General features: G+C 60.2%; 12 protein-coding genes. 6 read left to right on the top strand and 6 right to left on the bottom strand.

The genetic code is table 11. The annotated features are described in order from the left end of the window. The first annotated feature begins 4 nt into the window (after positions 1-4). A complete protein-coding gene (locus SM766_RS10080) occupies positions 5-901 on the top strand; it encodes a ParB/RepB/Spo0J family partition protein (RefSeq protein ID WP_065271997.1) in 897 nt (298 codons plus the stop codon). Here the strand turns inward: SM766_RS10080 and SM766_RS10075 are convergent. Genes SM766_RS10075 through rph form a run of 4 tightly spaced genes read right to left on the bottom strand, consistent with a single transcriptional unit; the run spans position 891 to position 3736 of the window. Beyond that, positions 891-1244 (bottom strand): YbaN family protein, encoded by a 354-nt coding sequence (locus tag SM766_RS10075; protein WP_274867859.1) that lies wholly within the window; start codon positions 1242-1244, stop codon positions 891-893. The genes SM766_RS10080 and SM766_RS10075 overlap by 11 nt on opposite strands. Positions 1245-1248: 4 nt before the next feature. Further along, the gene (gene hemW / locus SM766_RS10070; RefSeq protein ID WP_368947711.1) at positions 1249-2403 is read right to left on the bottom strand and encodes a radical SAM family heme chaperone HemW; all 1155 of its coding nucleotides are present in this window, start codon (positions 2401-2403) and stop codon (positions 1249-1251) included. 8 nt (positions 2404-2411) lie between these two features. Then, positions 2412-3026, bottom strand: a complete 615-nt coding sequence (gene rdgB, locus SM766_RS10065) for an RdgB/HAM1 family non-canonical purine NTP pyrophosphatase (protein WP_368947686.1) — start codon at positions 3024-3026, stop codon at positions 2412-2414. Continuing rightward, positions 3023-3736 (bottom strand): ribonuclease PH, encoded by a 714-nt coding sequence (rph, locus tag SM766_RS10060; protein WP_065271994.1) that lies wholly within the window; start codon positions 3734-3736, stop codon positions 3023-3025. Before rph ends, rdgB begins: the two co-directional genes overlap by 4 nt. A gap of 143 nt (positions 3737-3879) precedes the next feature. Between rph and hrcA the strand changes: the two genes are divergently transcribed. Together hrcA and SM766_RS10050 are read left to right on the top strand one after the other, a co-directional pair. Beyond that, complete coding sequence (hrcA, locus tag SM766_RS10055) at positions 3880-4944, top strand: heat-inducible transcriptional repressor HrcA (protein ID WP_065271993.1); 1065 nt, start codon at positions 3880-3882, stop codon at positions 4942-4944. Positions 4945-4953: 9 nt separating this feature from the next. Then, positions 4954-5514, top strand: coding sequence for a nucleotide exchange factor GrpE (locus SM766_RS10050; RefSeq protein WP_065271992.1), 561 nt, complete (start codon positions 4954-4956; stop codon positions 5512-5514). Between the two features lie 101 nt (positions 5515-5615). Here the strand turns inward: SM766_RS10050 and mutS are convergent, their stop codons facing one another. Together mutS and SM766_RS10040 are read right to left on the bottom strand one after the other, a co-directional pair. Next, on the bottom strand, positions 5616-8249 hold the full coding sequence (gene mutS / locus SM766_RS10045) for a DNA mismatch repair protein MutS (protein ID WP_368947685.1): 2634 nt from the start codon (positions 8247-8249) through the stop codon (positions 5616-5618). Between the two features lie 112 nt (positions 8250-8361). Beyond that, positions 8362-9183, bottom strand: a complete 822-nt coding sequence (locus tag SM766_RS10040) for a flagellin N-terminal helical domain-containing protein (protein WP_065273645.1) — start codon at positions 9181-9183, stop codon at positions 8362-8364. A gap of 324 nt (positions 9184-9507) precedes the next feature. Here SM766_RS10040 and SM766_RS10035 point away from each other — a divergent pair, with 324 nt between their 5' ends. The 3 genes from SM766_RS10035 to SM766_RS10025 all read left to right on the top strand — a co-directional run bounded on the left by SM766_RS10035 (position 9508) and on the right by SM766_RS10025 (position 15134). After that, positions 9508-11763 (top strand): NADP-dependent malic enzyme, encoded by a 2256-nt coding sequence (locus SM766_RS10035; protein WP_274833181.1) that lies wholly within the window; start codon positions 9508-9510, stop codon positions 11761-11763. A 9-nt stretch (positions 11764-11772) separates the two neighbouring features. Further along, the gene (locus tag SM766_RS10030; RefSeq protein WP_368947684.1) at positions 11773-12645 is read left to right on the top strand and encodes a ribokinase; all 873 of its coding nucleotides are present in this window, start codon (positions 11773-11775) and stop codon (positions 12643-12645) included. 305 nt (positions 12646-12950) lie between these two features. Beyond that, positions 12951-15134, top strand: a complete 2184-nt coding sequence (locus SM766_RS10025; protein WP_368947683.1) for a methyl-accepting chemotaxis protein — start codon at positions 12951-12953, stop codon at positions 15132-15134. Positions 15135-15181: the final 47 nt, after the last annotated feature.

Raw genomic sequence — 15181 nt, 5'->3', positions numbered from 1 at the left:
CACCATGACAGAAAAAAAGAACAAACCTCGCGGATTGGGACGTGGATTGTCGGCGCTGATGGCCGATGTGAACCCGGAACCCGTTAGCACCCAAGCCGAAGCACCCCGCAATGCCGAAGTATTGGTGCCAATCGAGAAGGTTACCGCCAACCCTGATCAGCCCCGTCGGCAGTTTCTTCAAGAAGATCTGGATGACCTGACGGCCTCTATCAAGGAAAAGGGCGTCTTGCAGCCGCTGATCGTGCGTCCGCGCGATGGCGGCATGTACGAGATCGTGGCTGGTGAACGCCGCTGGCGGGCCGCGCAGGCGGCGCAGTTGCATGAGGTTCCGGTTCTAATCCGGGACTATGACGACGTTGAAATGCTCGAAGTCGCCATCATCGAAAACATTCAGCGGTCAGACCTGAATGCGATGGAAGAGGCGCAAAGCTATAAGCAGTTGATGGAAAAGTTCGGCCACACCCAGGAAAAAATGGCTGAGGCGTTGGGCAAGAGCCGTAGCCATATTGCCAACCTTGTGCGGCTTCTTCACCTACCTTCCGACGTGCAACAGCTTGTTCAGGAACGGAAATTGTCCGCCGGCCACGCGCGGGCGCTGATTACGTCAGACCATGCATCGGAACTGGCCAAGAAGATCGTCAAAGGCGGGCTGTCCGTCCGCGCGACCGAGAATCTGGTGAAAAAGGATGCGGCGGGTACCACTACCAACTCTTCTCCGAAAAAACCGCGCAAAGAGGTGGAAAAGGACGCGGATACCCGCGCGCTTGAAGGCGATCTGTCAGCGATGTTGCGGATGAAGGTATCGATTGATCATATCGCGGGCGGGGAAAGCGGTTCGGTGACGATCAGCTATGAGACGCTTGATCAGTTGGATGAGCTTTGCAATCTGCTCAGCCGCTAGGGCGCGACCAGATAAAGGTCAGCACGCCTGACAAAACCACCGCCTGAATAATCAGGATGTGGGAGGGGGCGCCCAGCATCAGAGACAACAGAAAGACGGCGGCAATCGATCCGGTTGCCGCCTTTTTTGCGGTTGGTCGGATGGCGCCGTTTTCGCGCCAATCCAGGATCATTGGCCCGAAGATGTTGTGAGAGATGATCCAGTCGTGCAGCCGCTCCGAAGAGTTTGCGAAAAAGAATGTTGCCAGAAGCAAGAAGGGCACGGTGGGGAGCAGGGGAAGGATAACCCCGACGATTGCCAATGCTACGCAACAAATCCCTAGTCCGGCGTAGATATAGCGCATTGGGTCAGTCCACCAAGAGATCGCGAAGGATCGCGTTGAGCACCGCACGGCCTTTGTCAGTCGCATGCAGTCTTTGTCCTGAGATAGAGATCATTCCCATCTTCTCAAGGTCCTGCAGCTTTTCATTTCTCAGCGGCGTGCCAGAGAGTTGTGCGTAGCGCTCCATATCCAGCCCTTCCCGCAGGCGCATACCCATCATCAGACATTCGACAGCGGCATCCTCGCGCTCCAGGGCTTCCCGCAGGTTTTCGCCAGAACCTTTGGAAACCGCCTCCAGCCAGGCGCCGGGGGCGCGGTGGGTTTCGGTGGCATAGCGGGCGCCATCCAGCGTGATACGACCATGGGCGCCGGGGCCGATGCCCACATAGTCGCCGTAGCGCCAGTAAACCAGGTTGTGGCGGCTCTCCGCGCCGGGAACCGCATGGTTGGAGACCTCATAGGCGGGCATGCCATGGGCGGCGCAGATGTCCTGTGTCAGCTGGTACATGTCGGCGGCGCTGTCATCGCTGGGCAGGTCCCGCAGCTTGCCCCGGGCATAGCGGTCGCCAAAGGCGGTGCCTTCTTCGATCGTCAGCTGATAGAGCGACAGGTGGTCGATGGACATCGACAGCGCCTCGGTCAGCTCGGCCTGCCAGTCCTGCGGGGTCTGACCTTGCCGGGCATAGATCAGGTCGAAACTGACGCGGTCAAAACAATTGCGCGCAATGTCAAAGGCGGCCTTGGCCTCGGCCACGGAATGGATACGGCCAAGGCGGCGCAGGTCGGCGTCGTTTAACGCCTGAATGCCCATCGAGATCCGGTTCACTCCTGCGTCGCGATAGCCTGCAAACCGGCCAGCCTCGACCGATCCGGGGTTCGCCTCGAGCGAGATTTCGATGTCATTGGCAAAGGGCCAGATATCCCGCGCGGCCTCGATCACGGCGGCAACGGTGTCGGGATGCATCAGTGAAGGGGTGCCGCCACCAAAGAAGATCGAATTCAACACCCGACCCTGAAGTTGCTCGGACACACGTGCCAGCTCGGATTGATAGGCTTTGACCCAGACGCTTTGGTCGATATTTGCGGTGACGTGGCTGTTGAAATCGCAATAGGGGCATTTGGCCTGACAAAAGGGCCAGTGCACATAGAGGCCAAAGCCCCCATTGCGCCAGTCATCCACGGGATGGGTCATTCCCCGAAACACCCTTTGATGAACTTTGCCACGGCGTTTGCCCGATGGCTGATCTTGTTCTTTTCCCAGCGATCCATCTCGGCAAAGGTCACGTCAAAGCCATCAGGTATGAACATCGGATCATAGCCAAAACCAGCCTCGCCGCGGATTGGCCAGATCAGATGACCGGGGGCAATACCTTCGAAAACCTCGTCATGGCCATCGGGCCAGGCCAGAACCAGCGTGCAGCGGAACTGCGCGGTACGCGGGTGGGGGGCGTTCTTGGCTTCCAGCTCGTTATGGGCGCGGGTCATGGCCATCATGAAGTCGCGGCCATTGCCGGTTTCCGCCCAGTCTGCGGTATAGACGCCCGGCGCCCCACCTAGGGCGTCGATGGTGATCCCGGAATCATCCGACAGGGCAGGGAGCCCGGTCGCCTTGGCCGCGGCATGCGCCTTGATCCGGGCGTTGCCGACAAAGGTGTCCTCGGTTTCCTCAGGTTCTGGCAGATCCATTTCGGCGGCGCCGACAACGGAGACGCCAAAGGGCTTGAGGAGATGCGCCATCTCCTCAAGCTTGCCTTTGTTATGCGTGGCGATCAACAGCCGATCGCCTTCAAACTTCCGGCTCATGCGCAGGCTGCCTTTTGCATTTCTGCCAGTTCGGCGGTGCCTTTTGCGGCCAGATCCATCAAGGAATTCATTTGCTCGCGCGAGAACATCGATCCTTCGGCGGACATCTGCACTTCGATCAGTTTGCCGGATCCGGTCATGATGAAGTTGCCATCGACGCCGGCTTCGGAATCTTCAGGGTAGTCCAGATCCAGAACCGGCTGCCCGGCATAGATCCCGCAGGATACGGCTGCCACCGGATCGACCAGCGGGTCGATGCTGACATCGCCGGCCTTCATCAGTTTGTTGACTGCCAGACGCAGGGCTACCCAGCCACCGGTGATCGAGGCGCAGCGGGTGCCGCCGTCGGCTTGCAGCACGTCACAGTCGATGCTGATCTGGCGTTCACCCAGGGCCACGCGGTCCACGCCGGCGCGCAGGGCACGGCCGATCAGGCGCTGGATTTCGACGGTACGGCCGCCTTGCTTGCCAGCCGAGGCTTCGCGGCGCATCCGGGTGTTGGTCGCGCGGGGCAGCATGCCGTATTCCGCAGTCACCCAGCCAAGGCCGGATCCCTTGATAAAGGGCGGCACGCGGTCTTCGATGGTGGCGGTGCACAGAACATGGGTGTCACCCGCCTTGATCAGGCATGATCCCTCGGCATGTTTGGTGAATCCGGTTTCGATGGAAATCGGGCGCATCTCGTTCAATTGTCGTCCAGAGGGTCGCATGAGTAATCCTTTTTTTGCTGGCCTTCGGATAGCCCTGCCTGCGCGCGGTATGCAAGCATGATTGACCTTTGCGTGTGGGCCTCTTTAATGGCAATCCGGAAAAGCCTTCCTATCTATGTAGCGTGTAACCGCTGAAAATGCTCATGACAGACGCAAACAATATCCTGAAAGACATGAACGACCGGTCGCGGGATGTGTTCCGGGCGGTCGTGGAATCCTATCTGGAAAGCGGCGATCCCGTCGGCAGCCGTACCCTGACCCGGTCGCTGAGCGAAAAGGTCAGCGCGGCGACGGTGCGCAACGTGATGCAGGATCTGGAGTTTCTGGGCCTGCTCGACAGCCCGCATGTCAGCGCCGGACGGGTGCCGACGCAGCTGGGTCTGCGGATGTTCGTCGATGGCCTACTGGAGGTCGAGGATCTGAAGGCGCAGGACCGCGAAAAGATCGATGCCACCCTGGGTCGCAATTCCGGCGATGTGAGCGGTATGCTCGACCGTGTCGGGGCGGCGCTTTCCGGGGTGACGCAGGGTGCCTCGCTGGTCCTGACACCGAAGCATGAAGCCGAGATCCGCCATATCGAATTCGTCTCGCTGGGTCATGACCGAGCGATGGTGGTGCTGGTGTTTTCCGATGGTCACGTGGAAAATCGGCTGTTCACCCCGCCGCCGGGGCAGACGCCCAGTTCGATGCGCGAGGCGGCCAATTTCCTGAATGCCCTCGTCGAAGGGCGCACGCTGAGTGACGTGCGCCTCGACATGCAGGAAGAGATCGCCACCCGGCGGCAGGAGATCGACAACCTGGCGCATCAGCTGATCGAAAGCGGTCTGGCCGCCTGGGAAGAAGACGGCAGCGACCAGGCGCGTCTGATCGTGCGGGGACGCGCGAATCTGCTGGCGGATAATGGCGTCACAGAAGAACTGGATCTGATCCGCAGCCTGTTCGACGACCTGGAGCGCAAGCAGGATATTGCCGAATTCCTGGAACTCACCGAAGAGGGCGAGGGCGTGCGCATTTTTATTGGCTCGGAGAACAAACTTTTCTCACTTTCGGGTTCCTCTTTGGTGGTGTCTCCTTATATGAACGCGGATCGAAAGGTGATTGGCGCGGTGGGGGTGATTGGCCCGACCCGCCTGAACTACGGACGGATTGTGCCCATCGTGGACTATACGGCGCAACTGGTCGGCAAATTGCTGTCAGACCGGAGTTAGAGGTGAAAAATGGCAGAGCCCAAGAACGACGATTTTCTCGACGATATCGCAAATGCCGAAGCAGAAGAGCTGGCGGCACAGACCGAAGAATTTGATGACGCGGCGCTGGAGCTGGATGCCCTGCGGGCGGAACGTGATGAGCTGAAGGACCGGTTCATGCGCGCTCTGGCGGATGCCGAGAATTCGCGCAAGCGGGGCGACAAGGCCCGCCGCGAAGCCGAGCAATATGGTGGCTCGAAGCTGGCCCGTGACATGCTGCCGGTGTTCGACAACATGAAGCGCGCGGTTGAATCGGTAACCGACGAACAGAAAGAGGCGGCCTCGGCCCTGATCGAAGGTGTTGAGCTGACCATGCGGGCGCTGCTGGGCGTGTTTGAAAAGCACGGCATCCGCGTTGTCTCGCCTGCGGTTGGCGATAAGTTCGACCCGCAGGTGCACGAAGCCATGTTCGAAGCTCCGGTGCCCGGCACCAAGGCAGGCGAAATTATTCAGGTTTCCGCCGAAGGTTTCATGCTGCACGACCGCCTGCTGCGGCCGGCGCAGGTCGGGGTCTCCTCGACACCAGCATAAGGCTGCCGGGGTTATTGGTGTAAATCGCCTCGGACCCTGCATTCAGAATTGAAAAAGGCGGCCCTTGCGGGTCGCCTTTTTGCATTAATACAGCTTTGCATTTACGCAGTGGTGTCTTTCAGACGGTAGAGCGCCTCCAGCGCCTCGCGCGGGGTCATATCGTCGGGGTGGATACTTTCCAGCAATTCCTCGACCGGTGACGGACCTGCTGCGGGTTTGGGTTCCGGCGGCGGGGCAGCAGCAAAGAGCGGCAGATCGTCGATCTGGATCTTTGCACCAGCGCCTTCGCGGCTGCCTTGTTCCAGCATATCCAGCACATCGCGTGCCCGTGCCACAACCGAAGCTGGCAGGCCGGCAAGCTGCGCCACCTGCACCCCGTAGGAGCGGTCGGCGGCGCCTTTCTTGACCTCGTGCAGGAAGATCACCTCGCCTTCCCATTCCTTGACGGTGACGGTGGCGTTTTCGACGCCCTCCAGCTTACCGGCCAGTTGGGTCATCTCGTGATAGTGGGTCGCAAACAGGGCGCGGGCCCGGTTCACCTCGTGCAGGTGTTCCAGCGTGGCCCAGGCGATGGACAGCCCATCATAGGTCGCGGTGCCGCGCCCGATTTCATCGAGGATCACCAGAGCACGGTCATCGGCCTGGTTCAGGATTGCGGCGGTTTCCACCATTTCAACCATGAAGGTCGAGCGTCCGCGCGCCAGATCGTCCGAGGCGCCGACACGGCTGAACAGCTGGCTGATCAATCCTATATGCGCGGCTTCGGCGGGAACATAGCTGCCCATCTGCGCCAACAGCGCGATCAGCGCGTTCTGGCGCAGGAAGGTCGATTTACCGGCCATGTTGGGACCGGTCAGCAACCAGATCGCGGCGCCATCCCCAGCCGACAGATCGCAATCATTGGCCACAAAGGTATCGCCGCCCTGTTGCCGCAGCGCCTGTTCCACCACCGGATGGCGCCCACCCTCCACGTGAAACGCGCGGGAAGCGTCCACCTTGGGCCGGGTCCAGTTTTCGCCGCGCGCCAGATCGGCCAATGCGGTGATCAGATCCAGCTCTGCCAACCCTTTGGCAGCGGTATTGAGTCGCGCAGCGGTGTCCAGAATGGCGGTGGAAAGCCTGTCATAGAGCCGTTTTTCGATCTCCAGCGCCCGGTTTCCTGCGTTCAGGATCCGGGTTTCGATCTCGCTCAGCTCCACCGTGGTGAAACGCACCTGATTTGCGGTGGTTTGACGGTGGATATAAGTCTCGGACAGCGGCGCCGATAGCATCTTTTCCGCGTGGGTCGCGGTGGTTTCGATAAAATAGCCCAGCACGTTGTTGTGCTTGATCTTCAGCGAGGTGATGCCGGTGTGCTCCGCATACTTCTGCTGCATCCCGGCAATAATCGAGCGTCCCTCATCGCGCAGGGTGCGCGCCTCATCCAGTTCGGGATCATAGCCGGTCGCGATGAACCCGCCGTCACGGGCCAGCAGCGGCGGATCGGCCACCAGCGCGGCATCCAGCAGCGACAGAAGATCGTCAAAGCCAAGGAGATCGCGCACGGCGCCGCTGATCAGTTCAGGAAGATCCTGTCCTTCGCACATCTGGGCGATGGTTTCGGCCTGCACCAGCCCGTTGCGGATGGCGGCAAGATCACGCGGACCACCGCGTTCCAGCGCAAGGCGCGACAGGGCGCGGTCCAGATCCGGCGTCTTGCGCAGCGCCACGCGGATATCCTGCGAAAGCTGCGTCGCCTCGACCGCGAAATCCAGTGCCGCCAATCGCGCGCTGATCACATCCAGCGTGCGCGAAGGGCTGGCCATGCGCTGTTCCAAAAGACGCGCACCACCGGGGGTGACGGTCCGGTCCACCACCGACAACAGCGATCCGGCGCGCCCGCCCGACAGGGAGCGGGTCAGTTCAAGACTGGCGCGGGTCGAGGCGTCGATCTGCACCACGCGATCCTGCGCCTCCTGTACCGGCGGCTGCAACAGCGGCAGTTTGCCCTTCTGCGTAATCTCCAGATAGTCGATCAGCGCACCCATGGCCGAAACCTCGGCGCGGGTGAAGGTACCGAACCCATCCAGCGCACCGACGTTGAACAGGGTACAGATGCGTTTTTCTGCGGCGGTGCTGTCAAAACTCGCCTTGCCCAGCGGGGTGAGCGGGATCTTGTATTCATCTGCCAGCGGGCGGGTCGCATCAAAAGGCGCACCATCGGCGACGATCAGTTCCGAGGGTGCCAGTCGCGCCAGTTCCGGCGACAGGCGCACGCGGGCGATGGGCATCACGTGAAACGCCCCGGTGGAAATATCCGCCCAGGCCAGCGCCGCCTCGTCCCGGAGCTCGGAATAGGAAACCAGGAAGTTGTGGCGCCGTGCTTCGAGCAGTGAATCCTCGGTCAGCGTGCCGGGGGTTACCAGCCGCACCACATCCCGTTTCACCACGGATTTGGAGCCGCGTTTCTTGGCTTCGGCCGGGCTTTCCAGCTGTTCGCCTACCGCGACGCGGAACCCCTTGCGGATCAGGGTCAGCAGATACCCTTCGGCGGCATGCACGGGAACGCCGCACATGGGAATATCCTCGCCGTCGTGTTTGCCCCGTTTGGTCAGGGCGATGTCCAGCGCCTCGGCGGCATTGACCGCGTCGTCAAAGAACATCTCGTAGAAATCGCCCATCCGATAAAAAAGCAACGCATCGGGATGCGCTGCTTTGATCTCAAGATATTGCGCCATCATGGGCGTAACGGTCATGCGAGCTCCCCCGGGGTTATTTGCCCGACATTTACAATGCGGACGGTCCAAGGAAAACCCGATTACCCGGATTTGCAATCTGTTGCGCAGACCCGGGGAGGGGGCCTGTTGATCAGAACAGCACGCCGATCGATTGCGGGCTGTAGTTCGCAATCGACAAAGAGGTGGTACCCAGCTGTTTTTGCACATCAAGCGCAACCAGCCGCGCCGCGGATTCCTCGATATTGGCATCCACCAGGGCGCCGATCCCCTTTTTTGTGGCATCAGCAAGGTTCTGCACGGTCTTGTTCTCTTCTGCCAGTCCATTGGCCGAGGCCCCAAGTGCAGCGGCACCTTCGATGGCAAAGCGCAGGAAACCGGTAATCTCGCTCAGCGCGGTTTGGGCGCTTGCCTGATCCGTGACCTGGGTGCGGTTGTTGATATCGAACAACGGGTCGCTTTCGAAATCGACACCATCCACTGTCAGCAACGACAGGTCTGCTCCGGTTGGAATACTAAGGCCGGTTGCGCCATTGCCGTCCACATTTGTGGCCAGCAGGTTGGCACCGTTGAACTGGGAGGAAGAAATGATCGAATTGATTTCCTCCGTCTTCTGGGCCAGCTGCGCTTCGATCTTGGAATAGTCAACAAGGCCGCTGCTTGCCGTAAGTGCCAGTTCCTTCATTTCGATGACAGCTTCGGAAATCCGTTCCGCACCAGCCGAGGCGACGGCGACGGTGGACTCACCCAGCGACAGCGCATCAGAGGTTGCCCGCAGCCCGGAGACATCGGCCTCCATGATCTGGGAAATCGCCCAAAGCGCGGCGTTGTCTTTGGCGGTATTCACCTCTTTTCCGGTTGCGACCTCGTTCTGGACGGTTTCCAGCTGCTGTGTCGTCCCTCCCAGCAGGTGTAGCGCCGTGGCAGCGCCGGTGTTGGAGTTGATACTGGTCATATCGTGCATCCCAAATTTACCCTGCCCGCCGGTATTGCGGCGGCGGGTGTGACTTTTTCAGAAATGGTCGTATGCCGTTCTGACATGTGCTGTTCTGGCGCCGGTTTGCGGCCTTATAGCCACGCGTCACACAGAAGCTGTTAAGCATTATTAACGGAATGTAGCACGGATCGGTCGAGATTGTGGCGAAAAGCTGACGGAATCTATCAAGTTTTATTTGAAATATTATTGCTTTTTAGGGGTCGTTTTCTTTCCGGATCGGATTGAGAGGGACGCAGGGCTGGGATAAGACTGTGCCCGATTAGGAGAGGACACCTACAGCCCATGCCCAAAGCGAAGATCACAAACGAAGAGGCGCTTGCCTTCCATCTGGAGCCGACACCCGGCAAATGGGAAATCAATGCGACCGTCCCGATGACCACGCAGCGGGATCTCTCCCTGGCCTATTCCCCCGGTGTTGCGGTGCCATGCGAAGCGATCGCGGCGAACCCGGAAACCGCCTATGATTATACCAACAAGGGCAACCTGGTGGCTGTCATCTCCAACGGGACGGCGGTTTTGGGGCTTGGAAACCTGGGCGCGCTGGGATCGAAACCGGTGATGGAGGGGAAGTCTGTCCTGTTCAAACGCTTTGCCGATGTGAACTCGATCGACATTGAGCTCGACACCGAAGATCCGGACAAGTTCATCGACGCGGTCAAGCTGATGGGCCCGACCTTTGGCGGCATCAACCTTGAAGACATAAAGGCGCCCGAGTGTTTCATCATCGAGCAGCGCCTGAAGGAAGAGATGGATATCCCCGTCTTCCATGACGACCAACACGGCACCGCCGTGATCTGTGCGGCGGGCCTGATCAATGCGCTGCATATCTCGGGCAAAAAGATCGAAGACGTAAAAATCGTGCTGAACGGCGCGGGCGCGGCGGGCATCGCCTGTATCGAGCTGCTGAAATCCATGGGCGCGCGGCACGACAATTGCATCGTCTGTGACACCAAGGGTGTGATTTATCAGGGCCGTACCGAAGGTATGAACCAGTGGAAGTCGGCCCATGCGGTCAAGACTGAGCTGCGGACGCTTGAGGAAGCAATGGAAGGCGCCGATGTCTTTCTTGGCGTGTCGGTCAAAGGCGCGGTGACGCAGGAGATGGTTGCCTCCATGGCCGACAACCCTGTGATCTTTGCCATGGCAAACCCGGATCCCGAAATCACCCCGGAAGAGGCGCATGAGGTCCGCGTCGATGCCATCGTCGCCACCGGCCGCTCGGACTATCCCAACCAGGTGAACAACGTTCTGGGCTTTCCCTACTTGTTCCGCGGCGCGCTGGACATCAACGCCCGCGCCATCAACGACGAGATGAAGATCGCTTGTGCCCATGCGCTGGCCGCGCTGGCGCGCGAGGATGTGCCGGATGAGGTGGCGCTGGCCTATGGCAAATCGCTGAGTTTTGGTCGCGATTACATCATACCGACACCGTTTGATCCGCGTCTGATCCACCGGATTCCGCCAGCTGTGGCCAAGGCGGGCATGGATACTGGTGCCGCGCGTCGTCCCATCATCGACATGGAAGCCTATGAGATCAGCCTGAAAAGCCGGATGGACCCGACGGCCTCGATCCTGCGCGGCCTCAACGCCCGCGCGCGTTCTGCTCAGTCGCGGATGATCTTTGCCGAGGGCGACGATCCCCGGGTGCTGCGCGCTGCCGTTACCTATCAGCGGTCCGGCTTTGGCAAGGCGCTGGTTGTTGGCCGTGCCGATGATGTGAAGGCCAAGCTGGAAGCGGCCGGCCTTGGCGATGCGGTACGCGAGCTGGAGGTGGTCAATGCCGCCAATACCCAGCATTTCGACACCTACAAGGATTTCCTGTTCAACCGCCTGCAACGCAAGGGCTTCGACCGTAAGGACATCCACCGTCTGGTGGGACGTGACCGGCACGTCTTCTCGGCGCTGATGCTGGCGCATGGGCATGGCGATGGTCTGGTCACCGGTGCCACCCGCAAATCCGCGCATGTTCTGGATCAGATCAACCACGTCTTTGATGCCGATGCCAAACACGGCGCGGCCGGCGTGACCGCGTTGCTGCATAAGGGCCGGATCGTGCTGATTGGCGATACGCTGGTGCATGAATGGCCGGATGAGAACGATCTGGCGACGATTGCCGAACGCGCTGCTGGTGTGGCCCGGCACATGGGGCTGGATCCCCGCGTGGCCTTTGTCAGCTTCTCGACCTTTGGTTATCCGGTGTCCGAGCGGGCGGAAAAGATGCATATCGCCCCGGGTGTTCTGGACAAGCGCGGCGTCGATTTCGAATACGAAGGCGAAATGACCGTGGATGTGGCGCTGAATGCCAAGGCGCAGGAGAATTACCCGTTCCAGCGTCTATCGGGCCCCGCGAACATTCTGATCGTGCCTGCCCGGCACTCGGCCTCCATCTCGGTCAAGCTGATGCAGGAAATGGGCGGTGCCACCGTGGTTGGCCCGATCCTGGCGGGCGTGGATAAGCCGATCCAAATCTGCTCGACCACCTCGACCGCTAATGACGTGCTGAACATGGCGGTTCTGGCTGCCTGCAACATCGGCTAGGCGGCAACGATGGCAATCTGGAACCTGGGCTCGATCAACGCTGACATGGTCTACGCGCTGCCGCATCTACCGGTGGCGGGTGAGACATTGGCAGCCTCGGGTCTGGACCAGTTTCTGGGCGGCAAGGGGGCCAATATGTCGGTCGCCGCCGCCCGGGCCGGTAGCCACGTCTGCCACATCGGTGCTGTCGGCGCTGATGGCAGATGGGCGGTGGACCGCCTGCTGGAGTACGGCGTCGACACCCGCCATATCGCGCAGATCGACACGCCCACGGGCCATGCAATCATTGCTGTGGATCAGGACGGCGAAAACCAGATCATCCTGTTTCCCGGAGCCAACCGCGCGATCAGCCCGGATCAGATCGGTCAGGCCCTGTCGGCTGCCTCTGCCGGGGATATTCTGGTGATGCAGAACGAGACCAACCTGCAGGTCCATGCGGCGCGGATGGGCCGTGATCTGGGGCTGCGCGTGGCCTATGCGGCAGCGCCTTTTGACGCGGCAGCGGTTGCAGCGGTCTTGCCGTATCTGGATCTTTTGTTCCTGAATGCGGTCGAGGCGCGTCAATTGCAGGATGCAACCGGCAATCCGCCCGAGGCGCTGGGCGTTGAAGATGTGATCGTTACCCTTGGGGCAGAGGGCGCGCGCCATTTCCATGGCACCACAGGCGCGGTGCAGGATATTCCAGCCTTGCCGGTCACGCCGGTCGATACCACCGGGGCAGGAGACACCTTTACCGGTTATGTCCTTGCCGGTCTGGATCGCGGAATGCCGATGGCGCAGGCCATGGCGCAAGCCTCCCGCGCGGCGGCCCTGATGGTGACTCGCCATGGCACCGCCGATGTCATTCCCGATCTGAAAGAGGTTCAGGACAGTCGGCTTTGATGCCTCCCCGGACCCGCACTGGGCCTGCCGAATGGGTAGAATTCTAACGCCAGCCGATCCGGTTTCTCTTGTTATTCTCGGTGATTTAATCGGGCGATATTCCGGTCAGCTTATGCGTCCGGGATCTGTCCGCCCATGGTTCTGAAATCGTAACTTATTCGAATAAATGCTAAATATGGAGCCAAGGTTCAGGCGGTTTCCCAATACCCGTAGGTGCGAAAAGATCAACATGTCGTGATTTAAGTATGCAAATTCTTAAGCCTCTTCGCGCTAGGAAAAGACTCTGTTGATAGGAGTTTTTAACGATGTCCCTCAGAATGCGGATTGTTGTTGCGCTGTTGGTCAGTTCTTTGGTTGCGATCGCGATTGTCACTGTGCCTTTGTTCATGGGCCTGGGGACAGTCTCGGATGAGGGAACACTCCGCGAGCTGCGTCAGTTCGAGGCCCGTGTCAGTTCCGAGATCGAAGGGCGCCAGCGACTCGCCCTGACCACGGCTCAGACCGTGGCTGCCATGTCGGACGTGCAGCGCGCCGTGGCAGAGCAGGACCGAGACACGCTTGACCGGATTTTCGCCCAAAACTTCAAAGGACTGGCAACGACTGCCGGGATCGCTCAGTTCCAGTTTCACACTCCAGAGGCGCTGTCTCTGTTCCGGGTGCACAAGCCCGAGAAGTTTGGCGATGACCTATCCGGGTTCCGCCATTCCGTTGTTGCCGCGAACAAGACGCAGGCGCCAGTTTCGGGCCTTGAACGGGGACGCGCGGGCATCGGTATCCGCGGTATCGCCCCGATCAGCCATGATGGCAGCCACGTGGGCAGCGTGGAAATCGGCCTCAAATTCGACAGCGCCCTGGTTCAAAGCCTGACCGAAGGAGGCGATTCCGCGCTTGAAATCTACCTTTTGCCAGACAGCGATATCAGTTCGTTCTCCAGCACTGGCGAAGAGATCCGCCGACTGACCGGAAGTTACGACGGTCCCGCCCTTCTGGATGCGGCTGCCATTGCAGGTTTTGTGAAAGGCGAGGCGGCAGAGACGTCGGATTATGACCTTGGCGGCCATGCCTATGCGGGCAGCCCGTTTGAAATCCGCGATTTCTCCGGAAATCTGGTTGCCGTGGGCAATGCGCTTGTCCCCTTGGATGCGATCACGGCGATCACCAATACGATCCGCAACACCGGTATCGGCGCGGCCATCGTGGCGATGGTTCTGGCCGGCGCCATGGCGCTGGGTCTGGGGAAATGGCTGTGTGGTCTCCTGAACCGGATCAGCAACCGGATGATTTCCCTGTCTGAGGGCAATCTGAACATCGAGATGACAGGCCTGCCAGACAAAGGCGAAATCGGCGACATGGCCCGCAGTCTGGGCGTCTTCCATGCAGCCCTGGTCCGCCAGCGTGAGATGGAGCAGACTCAAAAGGCACATAGCGAAAATCAGGCCAAGGTCGTTGCCAGCCTCGGCGCGCGGCTGTCGGAACTCTCAAGCGGTGATCTGACAACCCGCATCTCCGACCGGTTCCCCGAGGATTACGAACAGCTGCGTCTGGATTTCAACCGGACCGTCGAAAATCTGAACGGCACGGTGACGAAAGTGGTGGAATCCGCCTCCAGCATCCGCAGCGGCGCGACCGAGATCAGCCAGTCTTCGGATGATCTGTCACACCGCACCGAGAGCCAGGCCGCAACGCTCGAAGAAACCGCCGCAGCGCTGGACGAGCTGACGGCGTCGGTCAAATCCGCTGCCGACGGCGCCCGCAGCGTTGAAAACATCATGAATGAGGCCAAGAAAGAGGCCGAGAACAGTGGTGTCGTGGTGCAAAGTGCAGTCTCGGCAATGACCGAGATCGAGCAATCCTCGACCCATATCGCCCAGATCATCAGTGTCATCGACGACATCGCTTTCCAGACCAACCTTCTGGCCCTGAACGCGGGGGTCGAGGCCGCCCGTGCAGGCGAAGCAGGCCGAGGCTTTGCCGTGGTTGCCTCCGAAGTGCGGGCTTTGGCACAGCGGTCCTCCGATGCGGCGATGGAAATCAAGACGCTGATCGGCGATAGCTCAAGACAGGTGGAACGTGGTGTGGATCTGGTTGGCAAGGCCGGCGAGGCCCTGCAGAACATTGTCGAGCGGGTGAACCATATCTCTGGTCTGGTCACCGATATCGCCGAAGGCGCTGTGGAGCAATCCACGGGCCTTGGTGAGATCAACACCGGCGTGGTGCAGCTGGATCAGGTGACTCAGCAGAACGCAGCCATGGTGGAAGAGGCCACCGCAGCAGGGCACATGCTGAACAGTGACGCCACCAAGCTGGCCGAGCTGGTTGCTCATTTCAAAATCGCAGCCGGTGGTAATATCACGGCAATGCCCAACACCCCTGAAGCAGCGCCAAGCATGCCAACGGCCCATGGGGATGCGGACTGGGACTTCAGCGACGCGACACCTGCCGCTGCCACGGATGGCAACGCCGCCATCGACAAGTGGCAGGATTTCTAAAGCCGGAAGCAGGGCTGAATAGCAGTCTGAGCTAAGAACAAGACATC

Origin of the sequence: Pseudophaeobacter sp. A-200-2, assembly GCF_041008815.1 — a bacterium.
Taxonomy (GTDB): Bacteria; Pseudomonadota; Alphaproteobacteria; order Rhodobacterales; family Rhodobacteraceae; genus Phycobacter; species Phycobacter gallaeciensis_A.
Note: the sequence above shows the minus strand (reverse complement) of the source record. Positions and strands in the feature narration are given on the sequence as shown.

What these genes read in the sequence shown, in the direction of transcription:
- SM766_RS10040 (WP_065273645.1), bottom strand. Translation starts at nt 9,183, where the DNA reads ATGACCAGTATCAACTCCAACACCGGCGCTGCCACGGCGCTACACCTG.
- rdgB (WP_368947686.1), bottom strand. Translation starts at nt 3,026, where the DNA reads ATGAGCCGGAAGTTTGAAGGCGATCGGCTGTTGATCGCCACGCATAAC.
- rph (WP_065271994.1), bottom strand. Translation starts at nt 3,736, where the DNA reads ATGCGACCCTCTGGACGACAATTGAACGAGATGCGCCCGATTTCCATC.
- SM766_RS10035 (WP_274833181.1), top strand. Translation starts at nt 9,508, where the DNA reads ATGCCCAAAGCGAAGATCACAAACGAAGAGGCGCTTGCCTTCCATCTG.
- SM766_RS10050 (WP_065271992.1), top strand. Translation starts at nt 4,954, where the DNA reads ATGGCAGAGCCCAAGAACGACGATTTTCTCGACGATATCGCAAATGCC.
- SM766_RS10080 (WP_065271997.1), top strand. Translation starts at nt 5, where the DNA reads ATGACAGAAAAAAAGAACAAACCTCGCGGATTGGGACGTGGATTGTCG.
- SM766_RS10030 (WP_368947684.1), top strand. Translation starts at nt 11,773, where the DNA reads ATGGCAATCTGGAACCTGGGCTCGATCAACGCTGACATGGTCTACGCG.
- SM766_RS10075 (WP_274867859.1), bottom strand. Translation starts at nt 1,244, where the DNA reads ATGCGCTATATCTACGCCGGACTAGGGATTTGTTGCGTAGCATTGGCA.
- hrcA (WP_065271993.1), top strand. Translation starts at nt 3,880, where the DNA reads ATGACAGACGCAAACAATATCCTGAAAGACATGAACGACCGGTCGCGG.
- SM766_RS10025 (WP_368947683.1), top strand. Translation starts at nt 12,951, where the DNA reads ATGTCCCTCAGAATGCGGATTGTTGTTGCGCTGTTGGTCAGTTCTTTG.
- mutS (WP_368947685.1), bottom strand. Translation starts at nt 8,249, where the DNA reads ATGACCGTTACGCCCATGATGGCGCAATATCTTGAGATCAAAGCAGCG.